Source organism: Streptomyces sp. NPDC047085, from assembly GCF_040643735.1.
Classification (GTDB): Bacteria; Actinomycetota; Actinomycetes; order Streptomycetales; family Streptomycetaceae; genus Streptomyces.
The window spans coordinates 195291-216759 of sequence record NZ_JBEYUW010000014.1 but is presented as its reverse complement, the minus strand read 5'-3'; the positions used below and the strand labels follow the sequence as shown (position 1 = coordinate 216759).

18 protein-coding genes are annotated in these 21469 nt (G+C 72.2%); 10 read left to right on the top strand and 8 right to left on the bottom strand.

Features of this window, described 5'->3' with window-relative positions; all coding sequences use genetic code 11:
- Positions 1-118 precede the first annotated feature (118 nt).
- Complete coding sequence (locus tag ABZ865_RS35565) at positions 119-1339, top strand: saccharopine dehydrogenase C-terminal domain-containing protein (protein ID WP_361239699.1); 1221 nt, start codon at positions 119-121, stop codon at positions 1337-1339.
- 80 nt (positions 1340-1419) lie between these two features.
- On the opposite strand, the gene ABZ865_RS35560 is transcribed toward ABZ865_RS35565, so the two are convergent.
- The 3 genes from ABZ865_RS35560 to ABZ865_RS35550 all read right to left on the bottom strand — a co-directional run bounded on the left by ABZ865_RS35560 (position 1420) and on the right by ABZ865_RS35550 (position 5483).
- Positions 1420-3246 carry a HAMP domain-containing sensor histidine kinase gene (locus tag ABZ865_RS35560; protein WP_361239697.1) on the bottom strand — a complete coding sequence of 609 codons (1827 nt, stop codon included), beginning with the start codon at positions 3244-3246 and terminating at the stop codon, positions 1420-1422.
- Positions 3243-3950 (bottom strand): response regulator transcription factor, encoded by a 708-nt coding sequence (locus tag ABZ865_RS35555; RefSeq protein WP_361239696.1) that lies wholly within the window; start codon positions 3948-3950, stop codon positions 3243-3245. Before ABZ865_RS35555 ends, ABZ865_RS35560 begins: the two co-directional genes overlap by 4 nt.
- Before the next feature lie 105 nt (positions 3951-4055).
- Positions 4056-5483, bottom strand: coding sequence for a M1 family metallopeptidase (locus ABZ865_RS35550; RefSeq protein ID WP_361239694.1), 1428 nt, complete (start codon positions 5481-5483; stop codon positions 4056-4058).
- Positions 5484-5658: 175 nt separating this feature from the next.
- Here ABZ865_RS35550 and ABZ865_RS35545 point away from each other — a divergent pair, with 175 nt between their 5' ends.
- Positions 5659-6009 (top strand): DUF488 family protein, encoded by a 351-nt coding sequence (locus ABZ865_RS35545; protein ID WP_361239692.1) that lies wholly within the window; start codon positions 5659-5661, stop codon positions 6007-6009.
- Between the two features lie 31 nt (positions 6010-6040).
- Here ABZ865_RS35545 and ABZ865_RS35540 read toward each other — a convergent pair whose 3' ends face one another.
- Both ABZ865_RS35540 and ABZ865_RS35535 read right to left on the bottom strand, forming a co-directional pair.
- The gene (locus tag ABZ865_RS35540) at positions 6041-7714 is read right to left on the bottom strand and encodes an FAD-binding dehydrogenase (RefSeq protein WP_361239690.1); all 1674 of its coding nucleotides are present in this window, start codon (positions 7712-7714) and stop codon (positions 6041-6043) included.
- Between the two features lie 27 nt (positions 7715-7741).
- Positions 7742-8392 (bottom strand): TetR/AcrR family transcriptional regulator, encoded by a 651-nt coding sequence (locus ABZ865_RS35535; RefSeq protein WP_361239688.1) that lies wholly within the window; start codon positions 8390-8392, stop codon positions 7742-7744.
- A gap of 115 nt (positions 8393-8507) precedes the next feature.
- On the opposite strand from ABZ865_RS35535, the gene ABZ865_RS35530 reads away from it, so the two are divergent.
- From ABZ865_RS35530 to ABZ865_RS35520, 3 genes are all read left to right on the top strand, one after another.
- A complete protein-coding gene (locus ABZ865_RS35530) occupies positions 8508-9137 on the top strand; it encodes an alpha-ketoglutarate-dependent dioxygenase AlkB (protein ID WP_361239686.1) in 630 nt (209 codons plus the stop codon).
- Positions 9138-9220: 83 nt separating this feature from the next.
- Positions 9221-9967, top strand: a complete 747-nt coding sequence (locus ABZ865_RS35525; RefSeq protein WP_361239684.1) for an MBL fold metallo-hydrolase — start codon at positions 9221-9223, stop codon at positions 9965-9967.
- Between the two features lie 30 nt (positions 9968-9997).
- Complete coding sequence (locus tag ABZ865_RS35520) at positions 9998-11233, top strand: DUF4032 domain-containing protein (RefSeq protein WP_361239682.1); 1236 nt, start codon at positions 9998-10000, stop codon at positions 11231-11233.
- A 1-nt stretch (position 11234) separates the two neighbouring features.
- Here the strand turns inward: ABZ865_RS35520 and ABZ865_RS35515 are convergent, their stop codons facing one another.
- A complete protein-coding gene (locus ABZ865_RS35515; RefSeq protein ID WP_361239681.1) occupies positions 11235-12116 on the bottom strand; it encodes a universal stress protein in 882 nt (293 codons plus the stop codon).
- A 220-nt stretch (positions 12117-12336) separates the two neighbouring features.
- Here ABZ865_RS35515 and ABZ865_RS35510 point away from each other — a divergent pair, with 220 nt between their 5' ends.
- Genes ABZ865_RS35510 through ABZ865_RS35500 form a run of 3 tightly spaced genes read left to right on the top strand, consistent with a single transcriptional unit; the run spans position 12337 to position 15829 of the window.
- Complete coding sequence (locus tag ABZ865_RS35510; RefSeq protein WP_361239679.1) at positions 12337-14013, top strand: FAD-dependent oxidoreductase; 1677 nt, start codon at positions 12337-12339, stop codon at positions 14011-14013.
- On the top strand, positions 14010-15482 hold the full coding sequence (locus tag ABZ865_RS35505) for an ATP-binding protein (RefSeq protein WP_361239677.1): 1473 nt from the start codon (positions 14010-14012) through the stop codon (positions 15480-15482). Before ABZ865_RS35510 ends, ABZ865_RS35505 begins: the two co-directional genes overlap by 4 nt.
- Complete coding sequence (locus ABZ865_RS35500) at positions 15479-15829, top strand: UBP-type zinc finger domain-containing protein (protein ID WP_361239675.1); 351 nt, start codon at positions 15479-15481, stop codon at positions 15827-15829. The genes ABZ865_RS35505 and ABZ865_RS35500 overlap by 4 nt, the downstream gene beginning before the upstream one ends.
- 68 nt (positions 15830-15897) lie before the next feature.
- On the opposite strand, the gene ABZ865_RS35495 is transcribed toward ABZ865_RS35500, so the two are convergent.
- A complete protein-coding gene (locus ABZ865_RS35495; RefSeq protein ID WP_361239673.1) occupies positions 15898-17121 on the bottom strand; it encodes an SGNH/GDSL hydrolase family protein in 1224 nt (407 codons plus the stop codon).
- A 188-nt stretch (positions 17122-17309) separates the two neighbouring features.
- On the bottom strand, positions 17310-19091 hold the full coding sequence (locus tag ABZ865_RS35490; RefSeq protein ID WP_361239671.1) for a M4 family metallopeptidase: 1782 nt from the start codon (positions 19089-19091) through the stop codon (positions 17310-17312).
- A 308-nt stretch (positions 19092-19399) separates the two neighbouring features.
- Between ABZ865_RS35490 and ABZ865_RS35485 the strand changes: the two genes are divergently transcribed.
- Positions 19400-20641 carry a serine hydrolase domain-containing protein gene (locus tag ABZ865_RS35485; protein WP_361239669.1) on the top strand — a complete coding sequence of 414 codons (1242 nt, stop codon included), beginning with the start codon at positions 19400-19402 and terminating at the stop codon, positions 20639-20641.
- A gap of 68 nt (positions 20642-20709) precedes the next feature.
- On the top strand, positions 20710-21384 hold the full coding sequence (locus tag ABZ865_RS35480; protein WP_361239667.1) for an AIM24 family protein: 675 nt from the start codon (positions 20710-20712) through the stop codon (positions 21382-21384).
- The last annotated feature ends 85 nt before the right edge of the window (positions 21385-21469 follow it).

The following is a 21469-nucleotide window of genomic DNA, read 5'->3' as shown; positions in this document are numbered from 1 at the left end:
ATGGCTCATGGCTTATGCCAACACCATTGACCTTACTGCACGCCCGGGCGTTGGATTCCGGCCAAGGCGCGCCTGCCCGTTCACCTTCACCCGTTCGTGTCAGGCAGGGAGTTTCGTCATGCGTGTACTGCTCGTGGGAGCCGGCGGCGTGGGTACCGCCGTCACCCGGATCGCGGCCCGCCGTCCGTTCCTCGACCTCATGGTGGTCGCCGACTACGACCCCGCCCGGGCCGAGGCGGCGGTCGCGGCCCTCGGTGAGGCGGGCGGCCGGTTCCGCGCCGAGCGCCTAGACGCCGGCGACGAGGCCGCGGTGGCCGAGCTGCTGGCCCACCACGGCTGCGACGTGCTGCTCAACGCCACCGACCCGCGCTTCGTCATGCCGCTGTTCCGGGCGGCGCGCGCGGCGAACGCCACCTATGTCGACATGGCGATGTCGCTGTCCCGGCCACACCCCGAGCGGCCGTACGAGGAGTGCGGGGTCAAGCTGGGCGACGCGCAGTTCGCGCTCGCCGGCGAGTGGGAGAAGGCGGGAGCGCTCGCGCTGGTCGGGATGGGCGTGGAGCCGGGTCTGTCGGACGTGTTCGCCCGGTACGCGGCCGACGAACTCTTCGACTCCATCGAGGAGATCGGCGTCCGTGACGGCGCGGACCTCACCGTCGAGGGCCATGACTTCGCGCCGTCCTTCAGCATCTGGACCACCATCGAGGAGTGCCTGAACCCGCCGGTCGTCCATGAGGCGGGGCGGGGCTGGTTCACGACCGCCCCGTTCAGCGAGCCCGAGGTGTTCGACTTCCCCGAGGGGATCGGCCCGGTGGAGTGCGTGAACGTGGAGCACGAGGAGGTGCTGCTGATGCCGCGCTGGGTCGACGCGCGGCGCGTCACCTTCAAGTACGGCCTGGGCCGGGAGTTCATCGAGACGCTGAAGACCCTGCACCGGCTGGGACTCGACCGCACGGCGCCGGTGACCGTGCCCGGCCCGGACGGCCCGGTCCAGGTCTCGCCGCGGGACGTGGTCGCCGCGTGCCTGCCCGATCCGGCGACGCTGGGCGAGCGGATGCACGGGAAGACGTGCGCGGGCACCTGGGTGCGCGGCACCAAGGACGGGGCGCCGCGCGAGGTGTACCTGTACCACGTGGTCGACAACCAGTGGTCGATGACGGAGTACGGCTGTCAGGCCGTGGTGTGGCAGACGGCGGTCAATCCGGTCGTCGCCCTCGAACTCCTCGCCACCGGTGCCTGGTCGGGCACGGGCGTCCTCGGCCCGGAGGCCTTCCCCGCCCGCCCGTTCCTCGACCTGCTGACCGAGTACGGCTCCCCGTGGGGTCTGCGCGAGCAGTGACCGGGCGGGGTGCCGTTCTGCCCTGCGGTTCGCACGGGCTCCCTCGGCTCGTCACCGGCTCCCTCGGTGCGTGACCGGCGCTACGGTTCGTCGCCGGGTGGCGCGGCCGCGGGCAGCCGGAGGGTGAACAGCGCGCCCCGGCCCGGCTCGCTCGCGGCCTCGGCGGTGCCGCCGTGCGCGGCGACCAGATGGCGGACGATCGGCAGGCCCAGGCCGCTGCCGCCGGTGCGGCGGCTGCGGGACTTCTCGGCGCGCCAGAACCGCTCGAAGACGTGCGGGAGATCCTCCGGTGCGATGCCCGTGCCGGTGTCGGTGACGCTGAGCAGGACGTCGGCGCCGTCCCGGCGGGCGGCCAGGGTGACCGTGCCGCCGTCGGGTGTGTGCCGCAGGGCGTTGGAGACGAGGTTCCCGAGGGCCTGCCGCATCCGTACCGGGTCGGCCTCCAGCCAGGCGCCGGCGTCGCCCTCGGTGCGCAGGGCGACCCCGGCGGCGTCGGCGGCGACGCGGTGGGCGGCGGCGACCTGGTCGAGGAGGTCGCCGGCGGGGACCGGTTCGCGGTGCAGGCGCAGGGTGCCCGCGTCGGCGGCCGCGAGGTCCTGCAGGTCGTCGATGACGCGCTGGAGCACGAGCGCCTCCTCGTGCAGGGAGTCCAGCAGCGCGGGGTCGGGGTCGACGACGCCGTCGCGGACGACCTCCAGCCAGCCGCGGATGTTGGTGAGCGGGCTGCGCAGTTCGTGGGCGATGTCGCTGACCATCGCCTTGCGCTGGGCCTCCAGGCGTTCGCGGCGCTCGCTCAGGTCGTTGAACGCCTCGGCGAGGATGCCGGTCTCGTCCCGGGTGGTGACCGGCACCCGCACATGCAGCTCGGGCGGGGCCTGCGCCGCCTCGGTCAGCGCGCGCAGCGGTCGTGAGAGCCGTACGGCGACGACGGCGGTCACGGCGACCGTGACGGCGAGGACCAGGCCGGCCGCGCCGACCACCTTGGCCTTGTTGGCCGGGGACATGTCGAAGCGGGTGGGGTTCTGGTCGCCGATGCCGAGGAACAGGTCGGCGACCGGGGCGACATAGGGTTCCAGCTGGGTGCGGCGGGCGCCGGTGACGCAGGCCCGCACGGCCTGTCCGGTCGTACGGTCGCCCGCCTTGGCGAACTTGGCGATCAGGTAGCCGCCGCCGAAGGGGTCCTTGCCGGTCGGGTCGGGGCTGAAGAACAGCGGTCCGCGCAGGTCCAGCCCGGCCTGCTTCAGGCAGGGCCGGGCAAGCTCCGACAGCTCGGTCAGGGCCTTCTGCTCGGTCGGGGTGGGGGCGTTCAGCAGTCCGTCCGCGCACTGCTGGTCGGCGTAGGTCGTGCCGTCCGGGCCGCTGAGCACGGGGCGTCCGCTCGGGGTGCGCACGATCGTGGACTCGATGCCGAACCGCTCGTAGCACTGGCGGCGCTTGGCGGCCAGCGCGTCCAGCCGGTCCCGCTCGGCGGACGTGACCCGGTACGGGCCCACCGCTCGCGGGTCGATGCCGCTGAGCTGGGCCCCGGACTCGGTGTAGGTGTCGGTGCGCAGCGGGTCGACGGTGGCGGCGGGCCGGGGCGGCAGCGGGGTGCCGCGCGGCGCGGAGTCGGCGATGAGGGTGCGGTCGGCGCTGGTGACGGCGACGCGCCTGCCGGTCTCGGCGGCGAGGTCGCGCACGGTGCGCTGGACGCCCGCCCAGTCCCGGTGGGTGGCGGCGTATCCGCTCAGCTCGGCGAGGATGCGGTTGTCGGCGGCGAGGTCCTGGCCCTGTTCCTCCTTCAGGGCGCTGGTGGTGGTCGTCACCGCGAGCCAGGCGGTGGCGGCGACCGAGCACACGGCGATGAGCGCGGAGACGAACAGCAGCCGCACCAGCAGGCGTTTGCGCAGCGGGATCCTGCGCTTCACGGCCGGCCGCCGCTCAGCTTGTAGCCGACGCCGAACACGGTCACCAGCCGCACCGGCCGCCGCGGGTCGGCCTCGATCTTGCGGCGCAGGTTCATGATGTGGACGTCGACGGCCCGTTCGGTGGAGGCGCGGTCCAGGCCACGGGTGAAGCGCAGCAACTGCCGCCGGGAGAAGACCCGGTCCGGCTCCCCCGCCATGGCCAGCAGTATCTGGAACTCGGCCGGTGTGCACTCCACGGGCATGCCGTCGCAGCGCACCTCGTACCGCACGGGATCGACGCTGAGCCCCGCCGCCCGGACGACGGGATCGTCGCCCCGGCCCCCGGCACCCCGGCCGCTGCGCCGCAGCACGGTGCGGATGCGGGCCATCAGCTCGCGCGGGCTGTACGGCTTGGTCATGTAGTCGTCGGCGCCCAGCTCCAGCCCGAGCAGCACGTCGTCCTCGGCGGCGCGGGCGGTGAGCATCACGACGGGGATCTCCGGGTCCTCGTCGCCGCCGCGCAGTGCCCGGCAGACCCCGAAGCCGTCGAGCACCGGGAGCATCAGGTCGAGCACGACGAGGTCGGGTCTCAGGCGCCGGGCCGCGTCCAGTGCCGCCGCGCCGTCGTGCACGACGGTGGCGGTGTGCCCCTCGGCCAGCAGGGTGCGGCGGATCAGTTCGGCCTGCTTCTCGTCGTCCTCGGCGACCAGTACATGTGCGCACACGAGTTCGGATCCTAAGCGGCTCGGCGGGCGAGCCACTCGGCGGACCCCACGGCGGTTCTGCGATGGATCATGCGTCGACCCTGGCCGACACTTGTTTGGAACTCGTCAGGCGCGGTCCGGCTTGCCGTGTGCGTACAGCCAGGTGTGGAAGAGGCCCTCGAGGTCCTTTCCGGACTCGCGCTCGGCGAGGCGCACGAACTGGGCGGACGTACCGTGCCGGCCCCGGTGCTCGGTCGCCCAGGCGCGCAGGATCCGGAAGAAGGCCCGGTCGCCGACCGTCCTGCGCAGTTCGTGCAGGGTCATGGCGCCCCGGTCGTAGACCGGCGTGCCGAAGATGTTCCGGCCGCTGCCCGGGTCGCCGGGCGGGAAGGCCCACAGGTTGTCGCTCGCGGGGCGGTCGTAGAGCGCGTCGAAGGTCTTCTGGGCGCTCCGGCCGCCGTGCTGCTCGCTGTAGAGCCACTCGGCGTAGGTGGCGAAGCCCTCGTTGAGCCAGATGTCCCGCCACGCGGTGAGCGCGACGGAGTCGCCGAACCACTGGTGGGCGTTCTCGTGGACGAGGGTGCTCAGGTCGGGCGCCGAGTCGTAGACCGGCCGGCTCTGGGTCTCCAGGGCGTAGCCGACGTCCGGTGCGTGGTCGACGATCGAACCGGCGGCGCGGAACGGGTACGGCCCGAACAGCTTGCTCTCCCAGGCGAGTACGGAGGGCAGCTGCCTGAGCACGGGCGCGGCCGCCCGGGCCTCCCGCGCGTCGACGGCGTTGACCACCTGGACGCCGTCGGGGGTGGTGTAGCGCTCGACGCGGAAGGTGCCGACGGTGGCGGTGGCCAGGTAGGCGGCCATGGGCTCGGCCTGGTGCCAGCGGAAGGTGGTGCGGCCGTGCGCGGTGTGCTGCCCGGCCAGGACGCCGTTGGCGACGGCGGTGCGTCCCTTCGGCACGGTGATCGTGAAGTCGTACGACGACGTGTCGCTCGGGTGGCCGTTCGCCGGGAACCAGGTCATCGCGCCCTGGGGTTCGCCCGCGACGAACGCCCCGTCGTCCGTGCGGATCCAGCCGTCGGCGGAGCCGTCCGGGTCGGTGACGGGCTTCGGGGTGCCGTTGTAGGTGACGGCGACGCGGAACTCCTGGCCCTCGCGCAGGGCGTGGCGCGGGGTGACGACGAGTTCCTGGCCGTTGCGGGTGAAGCCGGCGGCGGCCCGGTCGACGGTGACGCCGGTGACCTTCAGGCCCTTGAGGTCGAGGTCGAAGCGGCTGAGCCTCTGGGTGGCGCGCGCGGTGAGCACGGCCCTGCCGTCGAGGTGGCGGGAGGCGGTGTCGTAGCGCAGCGTCAGGTCGTAGTGGCGGACGTGGTAGCCGCCGTTACCGCTGAGCGGGAAGTACGGGTCGCCCGCGCCCGCCGCGCCGGGTGTGCCGGCCGCCGTGGGGCCGGCGGCCCCCAGCAGCGCCGCCACGGCGACGGGCACGGTGGCGAGGACCGCCTCGCGGCGGAGGACCGCGGTGCGTCGTCGTGCGGCCGGTCTGCGGGGTGACGTCACGTGTGCTCCTCGGCGGGGGTGGCGTGATCGGTGCGGCAGAGACTGCACAGACTAGGGGCCGGCGGCCCTGCGGGTCCCCCACTTTCCGGCCACGTCAGGCCGCGTCGCCGCGCCGCGCCCGGGGGCTCCCGAAGTACGCTCACGGCACTGTCCGCGACCCGAGAGGGGCCCGACCGTGAGCGTGCGCGTGCGCCGGATCTACGACCCACCCGAGCCCGACGACGGCCTGCGCGTGCTGGTGGACCGACTGTGGCCGCGCGGGCTGGCCAAGGACGCGGTGCGGATCGACGAGTGGCCGAAGGGGCTCACCCCGTCCACCGAGCTGCGCCACTGGTACCACAGCGACCATGGCACGTACGACGAGTTCCGGCACCGCTACGAGGCCGAGCTGCGGGAACCCGAGGCCGCCGAACTGCTCGACGGCCTCAGGGAATCCGCCCGCAAGGGGCCGGTGACCCTGCTGACGGCGTCCAAGAAGCCGGACACGAGTCATGCGGCGGTGCTGGCGGAGCTGCTCGAGGACTGAGCAGCCCCGTGTCCCGTCCCCGGTGAGCGGTTCAGGCCGTCTGCAGGGCCGCCGCCCGGCCCGCCGCGCGGCCCGAGAAGAGGCAGCCGCCGAGGAAGGTGCCCTCCAGGGCGTTGTAGCCGTGGACGCCTCCGCCGCCGAAGCCGGCCACCTCGCCGGCCGCGTACAGCCCGTCGACGGGCTTGCCGTCGAGGCCGAGGGCGCGGGAGTCCAGGTCGGTCTGGATGCCGCCGAGGGTCTTGCGGGTCAGGACGTGCATCCGGACGCCGATCAGCGGCCCGGCGGCGGGGTCGAGGATGCGGTGCGGGACGGCGACCCGGCCGAGCCGGTCGCCGATGTAGCGGCGGGCGTTGCGGATGCCCTGGACCTGGGAGTCCTTGCTGTAGGGGTTGGCCATCTGCAGGTCGCGGGCCTCGATCTGGCGGCGCACCTCGGCCGCGTCCAGCAGCGGCTTGTCGGTCAGGCCGTTCATCTTCTCGACCAGCCGCTCCAGGGTGTCCGCGGTGACGAAGTCCGCGCCCTTGTCGAGGAAGGCCTGGACGGGCGCGGGGGCACCCTTGCCGAGCAGCCGGTCGCGGAGCACGGCCCCCCGGTCCTTGGCGGTGATGTCGGGGTTCTGCTCGGAGCCGGAGAGCGCGAACTCCTTCTCGATGATCTTCCGGGTGAGCACGAACCACGAGTGGTCGTACCCGGCGATGTCCTCGGTGGTGCGCAGGTACGCGAGGGTGCTCAGGGTGTCGTAGCCCGGCAGGCAGGGGTCGGGCAGGCGGCGGCCGAGGGCGTCGAGCCAGATGGAGGACGGGCCGGGCAGGATGCGGATGCCGTGGCCGGGCCAGATGGGATCCCAGTTCTGCAGGCCCTCGGTGTAGTGCCACATGCGGTCCCGGTTGACCAGGCGTACGCCCGCCTCGGCGCTGATGTCGAGCATGCGGCCGTCCACGTAGGCGGGGACGCCGGTGACCATCTCGGCGGGGGCCTTGCCGAGTCGCTCGGGCCAGTAACGGCGCACGATCTCGTGGTTGGCGCCGATCCCGCCGGTGGTGACGACGACGGCCTGGGCGGTGAGTTCGAAGTCGCCGAGGCGGTCGCGGTTGGAGGCGACGCCGCGCGCCGCGTGGTCGTCGGCGAGGACGGTGCCGCGCACCCCGCGTGCCGCGCCGTCCTCGATGACCAGCTCGTCGACCTGGTGGCGGTGGTAGAAGGTGAGCAGTCCGTCCCGGGCGGCCTGCCGGGCGTAGCCGACGAAGGGCTCGACCACGCCGGTGCCGGTGCCCCAGGTGATGTGGAAGCGGGGTACGGAGTTGCCGTGGCCGTTCGCCCGCAGGTCGCCGCGCTCGGCCCAGCCGACGGTCGGCAGCAGTTCGATGCCGTGCCCCTTGATCCAGGAGCGCTTCTCGCCGGCCGCGAACTCGACATAGGCGCGGGCCCAGCGCACCGCCCAGGAGTCCTCGTCCGCGAGGCGGTCGAATTGCGCGCTGCCCCGCCAGTCGTTCCAGGCGAGGTCGAAGGAGTCCTTGATGCCGAGGCGGCGCTGCTCGGGCGAGTCGACGAGGAAGAGCCCGCCGAAGGACCAGAACGCCTGGCCGCCGAGGTTGGCGGCGTTCTCCTGGTCGACCAGGGCGACGCGCCGGCCCCGGCTGGTGATTTCGTGCGCCGCGACCAGGCCGGCGAGGCCCGCTCCGACGACGATGACGTCCGCGTCCATGGCGTCCGTTCCTTCCGTCTGCTTGCGTCAGCTTCCGTTTCCGTCCGCGACGCGTTCGGGGGTGCCGCTGCCGTCGGTCAGCAGGGCGTTGAGCAGTTGCTTCAGCCAGGTGCGGGCCGCGTCGACGTCCTTGTCCAGCAGCAGCTGGGTGGTGACGCCGTCGTAGGCCGCGACGACCGCGCGGGCGGCGCCGTCGACGCCGCCGAGCACGGCGGGCAGTTCGGTGTGGCCCCGGGCCCGGAAGAGCCGGTCGGCGACGGCCTCCCGGAGCCGGGCGCGGTGGTCGAGCAGGGCCTGGGCGACGGCCGGGTCGCGGGCCGCGTGCACCAGGAAGTCGGTCTTCACCAGCAGCCAGTCCACGTCGAGCAGCAGCACCTCGGTGACCCGGTCCACGGACGTGGGCACGTCGAGGTCGGGCCCGTCCTGGGCGAGGGCCTCGGCCACCTGGGCGGCGATGAGGTCGGCACGCACCTGGTACAGGGCGAAGAACAGCTCGTCCAGGGTGGCGAAGTTCGAGTAGAAGGCGCCCCGGCTGTAGCCGGCGGCCTCGCAGACCTCCTCGATGGAGACGCGGCCGAACCCCTTCGCGGCGAAGACCGCGAAGGCGGCGTCGAGCAGGTTGGCCCGGGTCCGGGCGCGCCGCTTGGTGACCCGTCGGGCCGTGTCCTGTGCCGTCATCGTCGCGACCTCCATCGGATACGGGAATGTATCCGATACAGCGGTGTATCGAAAGAGCCCTGGCAGGAGGTTCAACAATGGGAACGTATTTTCGATTAGAGGTAGGCTGGGTCCCATGGCCACGCACCTCCAGGGCTCCCTGTTCGACCAGACCGACGAGCTGCGGCTCGGTCCCCTCGACGGGCTGAGCCGGACCGAGCTGGGCGCCGGCGCCTGGATCGACGTGCTGCCGGGCTGGCTGAGCGGCGCCGACGCCCTGTTCGAACAGCTCGCGGCGGAGGTGCCCTGGCGGGCGGAGCGCCGCACGATGTACGACAACGTGGTGGCCGTACCGCGCCTGCTCGCCCACTACGGCGAGGGCGACCCGCTGCCGCACCCGGTGCTCGACGACGCCCGCGCGGCCCTCAGCGCGCACTACGCGGACGAGCTGGGTGAGCCGTTCACCACCGCCGGGCTCTGCTTCTACCGCGACGGCCGGGACAGCGTCGCCTGGCACGGCGACCGGATCGGGCGGGGCAACCGCGAGGACACCATGGTCGCGATCCTCTCCGTCGGCGCGCCCCGGGACCTGCTGCTGCGGCCGGCGGGAGGCGGCGGCGCGACGGTCCGGCGGCCGCTGGGGCACGGCGACCTGATCGTCATGGGCGGCTCCTGCCAACGCACCTGGGAGCACTGCGTCCCCAAGACCGCTCGGGCGACAGGGCCCCGGATCAGCGTCCAGTTCCGCCCGCACGGCGTGCGCTGACCCGTTCGGCGGCCCTCTTGCGCACAGCGCCCGCGCATCTGGTTGGCTGTCCCCGACGTTCCGCCGTGAGGGCTGGGGAGAGCATGCGCGCAGAGGTACACCAAGTCGCCGAGGGCACCTATCTGGTGCACGGCAACCACGTCAACTGGGTCATCCTCAAGGACGGCGACGCCGTCACCCTCGTGGACACCGGCTACCCCGGGGACCGGCAGGGCGTCCTCGACTCCCTGGCCGAAGTGGGCAGTTCACCGGAGGCGGTCGCCGCCGTGCTGATCACCCACGCGCACAACGACCACGTGGGCTCGGCCGAGTACCTGCGCGCCACCCACGGCACCCCGGTCTACCTGCACCCGGCGGAAGTCCCGCACGCGCGCCGGGAGTTCCTCCAGCAGGCCACCATCGGCGACGTGGTGCGCAACGCCTGGCGGCCCGGTGTCCTGCCCTGGGCGGTGCACGTGCTCAAGGTCGGCGGCGCCGGCCACAACCCCGTCACCGCCCCCGAGCCGTTCCCCACCGAGGGCGCCCTCGACCTGCCGGGGCGTCCCGTCCCGGTGCACACTCCCGGCCACACCGACGGCCACTGCGTCTACCACCTGCCCTACGCCGGCATCGTGATCTCCGGCGACGCCCTGGTCAGCGGCCACGCGACCTCGCGGATCAAGGGCCCGCAGATGGTGCTCGACTTCTTCCAGCACGACCGCCCGGGGGCGGTGGCCTCGCTGGAGCTGATCGGGAAGCTCGACGGCGACACCCTGCTGCCCGGCCACGGCCCGGTCCACCGGGGCCCGGTCCGGGCCGCCGCCGAACTGGCCCTGTCCCGGGCCTCCTAGCGACCCCGCACGGGGACTTAGGGTTCGCCCATGGCCTTGCAGATCAGCGCCACGAACCCGGAGCACCCCGCGCTCCTGCTCGAACTGCCCTGGGACGTGCCCCTGGAGGAGTGGCCCGAGGAGTACCTCGTGCCGCTCCCCCGCGGCATCTCCCGGCACGTCGTGCGGTACGCGCACGCCGGTGACGAGGTGATCGCCGTCAAGGAGCTGGCCGAGCGGCCCGCGCTGCGCGAGTACGAACTGCTGCGGGACCTGGACCGGCTGGGCATCCCCGCCGTCGACCCGCTCGCGGTGGTCACCGGCCGCAGGGACCGCGCGGGCGCCCCGCTGGAGCCGGTGCTGGTCACCCGGCATCTGCGCGGCTCGCAGCCGTACCGCTCGATGTTCGAGACCACCATGCGCCCGGCCACCATGCACCGCCTGATGGACGCCCTAGCGGTGCTGCTGGTGCGGCTGCACCTGGCCGGGTTCGCCTGGGGCGACTGCTCGCTGTCCAACACGCTGTTCCGCCGGGACGCGGGCGCCTACGCCGCGTACCTGGTGGACGCCGAGACCGGCGACCTGCACCCCCGGCTCAGCCCCGGGCAGCGGGAGTACGACCTCGACCTGGCCCGGGTCAACATCAGCGGGGAGCTGCTGGACCTGGAGGCGTCGGGGGCGCTGCACCCGTCCGTCGACCCGGTCGAGTTCGGCCACGAGATCTGCACCCGGTACGGCGGCCTGTGGCAGGAGCTGACCCGCACCTCGGTGTACCCGGCGGGCAAGTACCACTACATCGAGCGCCGGATCCGCCGGCTGAACGACCTGGGCTTCGACGTGGCCGAGATGCAGATCGAGCACTCCTCGAACGGCGACTCGGTGACCTTCGTGCCCAAGGTCGTCGACGCGGGCCACCACCAGCGCCAGTTGCTGCGCCTGACCGGTCTCGACACCGAGGAGAACCAGGCGCGGCGGCTGCTGAACGACCTGGAGAGCTGGATGGCCACCCAGGACGACTACGCGCCCGGCGATCCCCTCGCGGCCCGCCCGGAGGTGCTGGCCCACCGCTGGGTGCGGGACGTGTTCCGGCCGACCGTCCGCGCGGTCCCGCCGGACCTGCGCGGCACGATGGACCCGGCCGAGATCTACCACGAGCTGCTCGAACACCGCTGGTACCTGTCCGAGCGGGCGCAGCACGACATCGGCCTCGACACGGCGGTGAAGGACTACATCGAGAACGTGCTCCCGAAGGCCCGTGCGACCCTGGAGCCCACGACGGCCGAGTAGGTCACGCGTCCGCGGGCCGCTCGTGCGGGACCACGGCCACCGGGCAGCCGGCGTGGTGCAGCACCCCGTGCGTGACCGAGCCGATCCGGGCCCCGACGGCCGTACGACGGGCCCGCCGGCCCACGACCATCAGCTGGGCCCGTCCGGCCACCGACAGCAGCACCTGCCCCGCGCTGCCCATCTCCACGTGCTCGGCCACGGGCACGTCCGGGAAGCGCTCCCGCCAGGGCGCCAGCGCGTCGGCCAGGGCCTGCTTCTCGTACGGTTCGAGGCCGCCGGCGTCGTCCAGGAGCTTGAGCGAACCGGGGCTGTAGGCGAAGACCGGCGGCAGGGTCCAGGCGCGGACGGCACGGACGGTGGCGCGGCGGGCGGCGGCCGTCTCGAACGCGAAACGCAGCACGTCCGCGCTGTCCTCGGCGCTTCCGTGCTGGCCCACCACGACGTCCCGCCCCGCGGCCTCCGCCGCCGGCTGGTCCCCGGCGCGCACCAGGACCACGGGCCGGGTCGTCTCCGCGATCACCTGCTGGCCGACCGAGCCGAGCAGGAACCCGATCACCGGTCCGTGCCCGCGCGAGCCCAGGACCAGCATCTCGGCCTCCGCCGCGGCGTCGGCCAGCGCCTGCGCGGGCCCGCCCTCGACCACGTCCATCCGGACCTCGAGCCCCGGATGCCGCCCGGAGACGGTGCGCATGGCCTCCGCGACCCCGTCCGACACCCAGCCGTGCTGGGTGTCCCGGTCGGCCGTGGCGAGCGACTCGGCGTAGCGCCACGCGTGCACGACGCGCAGGGGCAGGCCCCGGCGCACGGCCTCCCTGGCCGCCCAGTCCAGCGCGGCCAGGCTCTCCTCCGTACCGTCCACCCCTGCCGTGATCGGGCGTGTCATGCGTGGGCCTCCTCGTCGTGCCGCGTTCGCGGGGATCGGTCCCGATCAGTCTTCACCACGTCGCGCTCATGTCCGCGCATGTCTTCGGTACCGGGCGGATGATCACGGTCCTGGCGGATGCCGGGGCGAACCCGGGCGATCGAACATACGATGGGCGGGAACCGGTGCGGCGGACCAGCGACGCCGTCCCGTGGACCCGACCGCTCGGGGTGGGAGAGGCATGGCACAGGCTGCCGACGCAGCGAGGACCGTCATCCTGACCGTGGACGACGACCCGGGGGTCTCCCGCGCCGTCGCGCGCGACCTCAGACGGCGCTACGGCAAGGGGTACCGCATCGTCCGCGCGGAGTCCGGCGAGTCCGCGCTGGACGCGTTGCGTGAACTGAAGCTGCGCGGCGATCTGGTGGCGGTGATCCTCGCCGACTACCGGATGCCGCAGATGAACGGCATCGAGTTCCTGGAACAGGCCCTGGACGTGTACCCGGGGGCGCGGCGCGTGCTGCTGACCGCGTACGCGGACACCAACGCGGCGATCGACGCGATCAACGTCGTCGACCTGGACCACTATCTGCTCAAGCCGTGGGACCCGCCGGAGGAGAAGCTCTATCCGGTGCTGGACGACCTCCTGGAGGCGTGGCGCCACAGCGACTACCGGCCGGTGCCCAGCACCAAGGTCGTCGGTCACCGCTGGTCGGCGCGTTCCTCGGACGTGCGGGAGTTCCTCGCCCGCAACCAGGTGCCGTACCGCTGGTACTCGGTCGAGGAGCCGGAGGGACAGCGGCTGCTGGCCGCGGCCGGACAGGACGGGCAGCGGCTGCCGCTGGTCATCACCCCGGACGGCACCGCCCTGGTCGAGCCCGAGGCGCCCGAGCTGGCCGCGCGGGTGGGTCTGGCGACGACACCGACGGCCGACTTCTACGACCTCGTGGTCATCGGCGGCGGCCCGGCCGGGCTGGGCGCCGCCGTGTACGGGGCCTCGGAGGGCCTCAGGACGGTCCTGGTGGAGCGGGAGGCGACCGGCGGGCAGGCCGGGCAGAGCTCCCGCATCGAGAACTACCTCGGCTTCCCCGACGGCGTCTCCGGCGCCCAGCTCACCGACCGGGCGCGGCGGCAGGCGGCCAAGTTCGGCGCGGAGATCCTGACCGCGCGTGAGGTGACCGGGCTCGAGGTCAACGGGGCGGCCCGCGTCGTACGGTTCGCGGACGGCTCGGCGATCGCGGCGCACAGCATCATCCTGGCCACCGGCGTGCAGTACCGGCAGCTGGAGGCCCAGGGCTGCACCGATCTCACCGGCTGCGGGGTGTTCTACGGTTCCGCGCTCACCGAGGCGGCCGCCTGCCAGGGGCACGACGTGTACATCGTCGGCGGCGCCAACTCGGCGGGCCAGGCGGCGATGTATCTGTCCCGGTTCGCCAAGTCGGTGACGCTGCTGGTGCGCGGCCCCGATCTGTCGGCGTCGATGTCGCACTACCTGATCCAGCAGATCGAGGAGGCCCCGAACATCGCGGTGCGCAGTCACACGGTGGTCGACGCGGCACACGGCTCGGAGCGTCTGGAGCGGCTGACGCTGCGTCATGTGGCGAGCGGTGAGAGCGAACAGGTCGACGCCCAGTGGATGTTCGTGTTCATCGGCGCGGCTCCGCTGACCGACTGGCTGGGCGACTCCGTGCTGCGCGACGAGCGCGGCTTCATCCTGGCCGGGCCCGATCTGACCGCCGACGGGCGGCCGCCGGCCGGCTGGGAGCTGGACCGCCCGCCGTACCACCTGGAGACCAGCGTCCCCGGCGTGTTCGTGGCGGGCGACGCGCGCGCCGAGTCCGCGAAGAGGGTCGCGTCCGCCGTCGGAGAGGGAGCCATGGCCGTGATGCTCGTCCACCGGTATCTGGAGCAGTCATGAGCGGGCAGTCGATGCCGTGCAGCCCGAGGGAGATCGGCTCGCTGTTCCTGTTCGAGAAGCTGGAGCCCGAGCAGCTGGGGCGGCTGTGCGGCGAGGGCCGGGTGGAGCTGTTCCAGCCCGGGCCGGTGTACGCCGAGGGTGACCCGGCCACCTGCTTCTTCGTGATGATCGAGGGCACGGTCGTGCTCTCCCGCCGGGTCGGCGGCGACGACGTCGAGGTGACCCGGACCTCGCAGCCCGGGGTGTACGCGGGCGCCATGCAGGCGTACCTCGGGGACCGGGTGCGGCAGGTGTACAACAACTCGATGCGGGTGACGGAGCCGACGCGGTTCTTCGTGCTTCCGGCGGACACCTTCGCGGACATCATGAGCGAGTGGTTCCCGATGGCCGTGCACCTGCTGGAGGGCCTGTTCTTCGGTTCGAAGAACCTCCAGGCCACCGTCGGGCAGCGGGAGCGGCTGCTGGCGCTCGGCTCGCTGTCGGCCGGCCTCACGCACGAGCTGAACAACCCGGCCGCGGCCGCCGTCCGGGCGACCTCGACGTTGCGGGAGCGGGTCGCGAAGATGCGGCACAAGCTCGGCATGATCGCCGAAGGCCCCTTCTCCCGGGACCAGTTGGCGAGTCTGGTCGAGATCCAGGAGCGTACGGCCGAACGGGTCGCGAAAGCCCCGGCGCTCAGCCCGCTCGAGGCCTCCGACCGGGAGGACGAGCTCACCGACTGGATGGAGGACCACGGCATCGACCACGGCTGGCAGCTCGCGCCCACCTTCGTGCAGGCCGGGCTCGACACCGACTGGCTGGAGCAGGTCGCCGCCGCCGTGGACGAGGAGATCCTGCCCGGGGCGGTGAGCTGGCTCAACTACACCATCGAGACCGAGCTGCTGATGAACGAGATCGAGGACTCCACCACCCGTATCTCGCATCTCGTGGACGCGGCCAAGCAGTACTCGCAGCTGGACCGGGCGCCGTACCGCGTGGTGGACGTGCACGAACTCCTCGACAGCACCCTGATGATGCTGTCCGCCAAGATCGGCGGGCGCATCGAGGTGGTCAAGGAGTACGACCGCACGCTGCCGCCGGTCCCCGCCTATCCGGCGGAGCTGAACCAGGTGTGGACGAACCTGATCGACAACGCGGTGTCCGCGATCAACAGCGCGGGCGGGGACGGCACGTTGACCGTGCGGACCGCGCTGGACCACGAGCGGGTGCTGGTGGAGTTCCGGGACACCGGGGCCGGCGTTCCGGCGGACATCAAGGGCCGGATCTTCGACCCGTTCTTCACCACCAAGCCGGTCGGTGAGGGCACCGGTCTCGGCCTGGACATCTCCTGGCGGATCGTCGTCAACAAGCACCACGGCAGCCTGCGGGTGGACTCGGTGCCGGGCGACACCCGCTTCCAGGTCTTCCTTCCGCTGACCGCCGAGATGCCGGACGAGGCGTCCGGCCCGACTCCCGAGGAGGCAGCATGAGCGGTGAGACCGCGATCGACCCGAGCGTCCCGCCGAGCGGCACCGGCTGCGTCGAGTGCGACGAGGCGGGCGGCTGGTGGTTCCATCTGCGCCGCTGCGCGCAGTGCGGACACATCGGCTGCTGCGACGACTCCCCCGCCAAGCACGCCACGGCGCACTACCGGGAGACCGGGCATCCGGTGATCCAGAGCTTCGAGCCGGGCGAGGACTGGTTCTGGGACTTCGCCACGGACGAGCTGTACGACTCCGGTCCCCGGCTCGCGTCCCCGACCAGCCATCCGGCGGACCAGCCGGCACCGGGACCGGCGGGGCGGGTCCCGGTGAACTGGGCGCAGACACTGCGCTGAAAGTCCCTGGGCCGGGCTGAGCCTTCCTGGGCCGGGCTTGAAGCTCCCCGGGCCGGAGGCGCGACGGTTCAGCGTCCGCAGTGCAGGCTGTCCACGTCCACGGCGTCGGCGATCGCCCGCATCCCCTTGTCACCCGGGTGCAGGTGGTCGCCGCCGTCGTAGGAGGGCAGGAGCCGCTCGGGGTCGTAGGGGCTGCGCAGGGCGCGGTCGATGTCGGCGACCGCGTCGAAGCCGCCGCCGTTCCGGATGAACCGGTTGACGGCCTGGCGTACGGCCTCGGCGGCCAGGTCCCACTCGGGCCAGCCCTCGAACGGGCCGAGGGTCGCGGCGACCACGCACTTCCCGGCCGCGTGCGCCCGCCGGACGAGCTCCCGGTACCCGGCGATCAGATCGGCCGCCGAGACGCCGGTGTGCGCCTTGAGGTCGTTGACCCCCTCGAAGAGGAGCACGGTGCGCACGCCGGGCTGGGACAGCACGTCCCGGTCCAGCCGGTGCAGGGCGCTCTGCCCGCCGCCATCGTCCGTGAGGAGCTTGTTCCCCGAGATCCCCTCGTCGGCCACGCCCTCCACCGCCGTGCGGGCCGTGCGCAGGCGGCGGGAGAGGTAGTCGGGCCAGCGCCGGTCGAGGTCGACCGTGGACTGCCAGCCGTCGGTGATGGAGTCGCCGAGCGCGACGACGGCGCCGGTGCCGGGGCGGGTCGGGCGTACGGAGACCGCGTCGAGGTACCACCAGGAGCCGGTGGGCAGCGTCCAGTTGGCGCCGCCCTCCTCGGCGGTGTGGTCGCCCTCGCTGATGTACGACGTCTGCATGGCCAGCCCGTGGCCGGTGGCCGGGCCCGCCGCGTCCCGGGTGTGCAGGCTGATGACCAGGCCCGTCCCGGCGGGGACCGTGCCGGGCAGCGGATCGCTCCACGCGGCGGCACCCGCCGGTACGGTGACCGTCCGGGACCCGCCGAACGTGAGCCGCCGGTTGCTGCCCGTGCGCAGGGCGGCACCCCGGCCGCGCAGGCCCGCGTAGACGTCGTCCACGGTGAGGGGGCGGTCGCCGAAGGCGTTGGAGAGGCGGACGCGCAGGTCGCTGCCGCCGACGCTGGTGCGCACGACGAGCCGGTAGCCGCGGTCGGCGACGCCCGTTCCGACCCGGTCGGCGCTCGCCGCCCAGGTGACGACTCCGGAGGCTCGGGTGCTGGCCCCGGGAAGGGCCGGGGCGGCCCGCGCGGGCACGGACTGCCCGGCGGCGGCGACCACGAGGACGGCCACCACACGGCAGACGCGCCCGAACCGGCCGGTCACCGGACCACATCCCTCGGCGTGACGGACGCGCCGGGCTTCGGACGGACCGTAGGGGACGTGCCTGCGTATCCCACGGAGGTCATCGTCCCGCCGACACCGCTGATCCGCACCTCGGCGGGGCCCGGACATGCGGATGCCCCGCGCGAGGCGGGGCATCCGGTCGTGCTGGTGGTGCGTAGTGCCGTCCGTCAGTGGTGGGCGCGCGGCGTGTTGGCGGCGGTCACGTTGACCGCGGCCCACGCCTTGTCCACCGTCTTGTACTCGGTGCTGCTCGTGCCGTACAGGTCCTTGGCCGCCTTCAGCGTCGCGATGCGCGCCTGGTGGAAGTCGGTGGTGGAGACCATGTAGCGGGTGAGCGCACGGTAGAAGATGGCGGTGGCCTTGGAGCGGCCGATGCCCTTCACCGTGGCGCCGTTGAAGGTCGGCGAGTTGTAGTTGACGCCGTTGATCGTCTTCTTGCCACTTCCCTCCGCGAGGAGGTAGTAGGCGTGCGAGGAGACACCGGAACCGGCGTGCACCTCGGTGTAGTACGTGTCCGGCGACCAGTAGTCGATCGTGCCCTCGAGCTTGTCGAGCGACGGGTGGTCGAGGCGGCGCAGGAACTTCTGGGCCAGGCCCAGCTTCTCGCCGACCAGGTAGTCCGGGGTGTCCTTCGTGTTGTTCGCGTAGAACTCCACGTTGGAGCCGAAGATGTCCGCGAGCGACTCGTTCAGCGAGCCGGGCTCGCCGTACTGGTTGCCGTCCGAGTCGACGAAGGTCGGCTCGAGCTTCGCGGTGGCCTCCACGACGCCGTGGGTCAGCTCGTGACCGGTGACGTCGAGGACGACGAGCGGCTTCTTGAACATCTCGCCGTCGCCGTCGCCGTACAGCATGCAGTTGCAGGTCGGGTCCCAGAAGGCGTTGGCGACCTTGTTGCCCCAGTGGACCATCGCGCGGGCGGCCTTGCTGTTGTTGGCGATGCCCTTGCGGTTGAAGGTCTTCTTGTAGAAGTCCAGGGTCTTGGTGACGCCGTACTGGGCATCCGCGGCGGCGCTGGCGCGGCTGGTGGTCGCGCCGTTGCCCCACACGTTGGTGGTGTTGGTGAACTTCACGCCCGCGCCGAAGTTCTCGGTGTACTTGCCCTTGGCGTCGCGCGTCTCGGTGCCGTACCGGCTCGGGTCCTTGAGCAGGTAGTGCCCACGCGAGGTCTGCGTGGTGGTCAGGCCGACGGTGCCCACGAAGAGGGTCTTGCCGGTGCCCTTGGCGGCCGACGGGTAGGTCGTGGCGCCGGAGACACCCGAGCCGAGCAGGCCGGCCGGGGCCGAACCGGTGCCGGTGGCCGGGTCGATGGTCTCGCCCCGCTTGCGCAGGGTCTCGATCAGCTTCGGCGACAGGAACTCGTCGGCGTCGGGCGTGTTGCTGCGCACCTTGCCGGTGACGGCGTCGATGACGACGGTGCTGGAGGCGCCGTTGTCGGTGACGGTCACCTGGTAGGCGAGGGCGGCGGAGCCCGCGCGGGCGTCCACCACCAGCTCGGCCGTGCCCGCCTCGCCCTTGGCGACCTGGGCGGCCTTGGCGGCGGCCTGGCCGGCCGTCAGCTTGGCCTTGGTGGTGGCGGGCTTGACGGCCTCGCCGGCCGCACGGGTGACACCCGTGTAGGCCAGCTGCCGGTTCAGGTGGACGACGAGGTCGCCGCCGAGGACCGGCATGCCGTTGTGCGTGCGGACGAAGCGGACGTGGCGCGCGCCCTCGGGGTCGATCATCACGTCCTGCGCGTGCAGGTCGTCGCCCTGGGAGACACCGGTCGCCGTGGCGTGGGCGAAGGCCGCGGTGCGCGCCGCCTCCACCACCACCGTCGCCGTGGAGACGGAGGACGCGGCGGACCGTTCCACCCCCGTGGAGGTACCGGCGAAGGCCGTGCCGGCCAGGCCCGTGGCAGCCGTCGTCACCGCGACGGCGATCGCCACGCTGCGTATGTGCGGTCTACGCACTGATCAGGGTTCCTTCGTTCGAAGACGGCCGGGATCACCAACCGCCTTGAGGCATGGCGCAGTTGACGCGCCACGGGGGCTGGTCGGGCCCCGGGTCTCACCCTTTCGGATCAGTCATGGGCACGTAAAGCCGGAATGATCCATTTCGCAGCTTTCTATGACAATCCTTTGCAAATGAGCGCCACAGGGTGATCAACAGATGACCAGCTGTGTGTCGGCTGTGGAGACGCTGCCTCAATCCCCTAGGTTCCAGGCCGGAATGTGATTGATGTCGCATCACGAACCGGACATATGGGAGTGGGTGCCGGATGGTCTCAGCAACGATGGGCAGGGGCGCGGTCCTGGGAGCGGTCGTGCTGTCGCTCGTCGCGGTCCCCGCGCGGGCCGCGACCGGGGAGACGAACACCCCGTCGGCGGCGCTTCCGACACCGGACATCACGGGCGTGGACGGAGTGCTGCACACGGCACGTGCCCAGGGGGCGCCGGGGGCATGGGCCCGGATCGACGACCCCGGCATGACGTACCTGGTGTCCCGGGGACTCGCGGACCGGAACACGAAGCGGGCCATCAGCACCGCCGACCGCTTCCGCGTCGGCAGCGTCACCAAGACCTTCTCGGCCGTGGTGCTGCTGCAACTCGCGGACGAGCACAAGCTGGACCTGGACGCGCCGGTCAACCGCTATGTGCCGAAACTGCTGCCGGACGACCGCATCACGGTCCGGCACGTACTGAGCCACCGCAGCGGGCTGTACGACTACACCGACGACATGTTCGCGAAGAGCGTGGCCGGATTCGAGGCCGTGCGGAACAAGGTCTTCACCTACCGCGACCTAGTCAAGCTCTCCCTGAAGAAGCCGCGCACCAACGCGCCGGGGGCCGCCTACTCCTACTCCAACACCAACTTCGTCGTCGCCGGCCTGCTCATCGAGAAGCTCACCGGGCACTCCGTGAAGAGCGCGTACGAGAACCGCATCTTCAAGCCGCTGAAGCTGAGCGACACCTTCTACGTCCACCCGGACACCCGGATCCCCGGCCGGTACGCCCGCGGCTATCTGACCTCGGACCAGGCCGGCCCCGCGCTGGTCGACGCCACCTCCCAGACGGTGTCCTGGGCGCAGAGCGCGGGCGCGATCATCTCCAGCGCGAAGGATCTGAACACCTTCTACTCCGCGCTGCTCGGCGGCAGGCTGATGTCCTCCGCGCGGCTCGCGGAGATGGAGCGCTTCACGAAGGTCAACAGCACCACCGCGTACGGGCTCGGGCTGCGGCGCCGCGACCTGTCCTGCGGCATCTCGGTCTACGGCCACACGGGCGCCGTCCAGGGCTACTACACGTACGCGTTCACCACCAAGGACGGCGGGCGCAGCATGACCGCCGTGGTCAACACCTCCAACAACGGCAAGGTGCTCGACACCCTGGCGGGCACCCTGGAGTCGGCGTTCTGCGGCAAGAGGACGAAGGCACCGCGCGGCTCGGCGGTCGGAGTGCGCGGCTCGACGGTCGGAGTGCGCGGGGTGGACCGGGCGGACCGGGTGGACGGGGAAGAGTAGTCCTGTCGCACAACAGATACATTCCGTGATCTTGGCGGAACCGGGCCGTCCGGGACACCATGCCCCGCATGAAGGGTGATCTCTTTTCCAGTCATGTGGTGCGGCCGGCCGTCGAGCCGGGGATGAGCGTCGAGAACGCCAAGTGCATCAAGTACGCGGTGAACGGCGAGATGTTCGCCCGGCAGGGCGCGATGATCGCCCACCGCGGCAGCCTCCAGTTCGAGCGCAAGGGCCAGGGCGTGGGCGGCATGCTCAAGCGCGCGGTCACCGGTGAGGGGCTGCCGCTGATGGCGGTGCGCGGGCAGGGCGAGGTCTGGTTCGCGCACGAGGCCCAGAACTGCTTCATCGTCGAGGTGGAGCCCGGCGACCAGTTCACCGTCAACGGCCGCAACGTCCTGTGCTTCGACGCCACGCTGTCGTACGAGATCAAGACCGTGAAGGGCTCCGGCATCGCCGGCGGCGGCCTGTTCAACAGCGTGTTCAGCGGGCACGGCCGGCTCGGCCTGGTCTGCGAGGGCAACCCGCTGGTCATACCGGTCTCGGCGCAGTACCCGGTCTACGTCGACACGGACGCGGTGGTCGGCTGGACCGCGCATCTGCAGACCGCGCTGCACCGCTCGCAGTCCTTCGGCTCGATGCTGCGCGGCGGTTCGGGCGAGGCAGTGCAGCTGATGCTCCAGGGCGAGGGGTTCGTCGTGGTGCGGCCGAGCGAGGCCCTGCCGCAGAAGGTGCAGCAGCACTGACGCCGCACGGGGTGATCTGCGCCTCACAGGCAACCCCCGTCGCCGTACCCGCGTCTTGACCGGCAACAGACCACGCCCTGGCTCC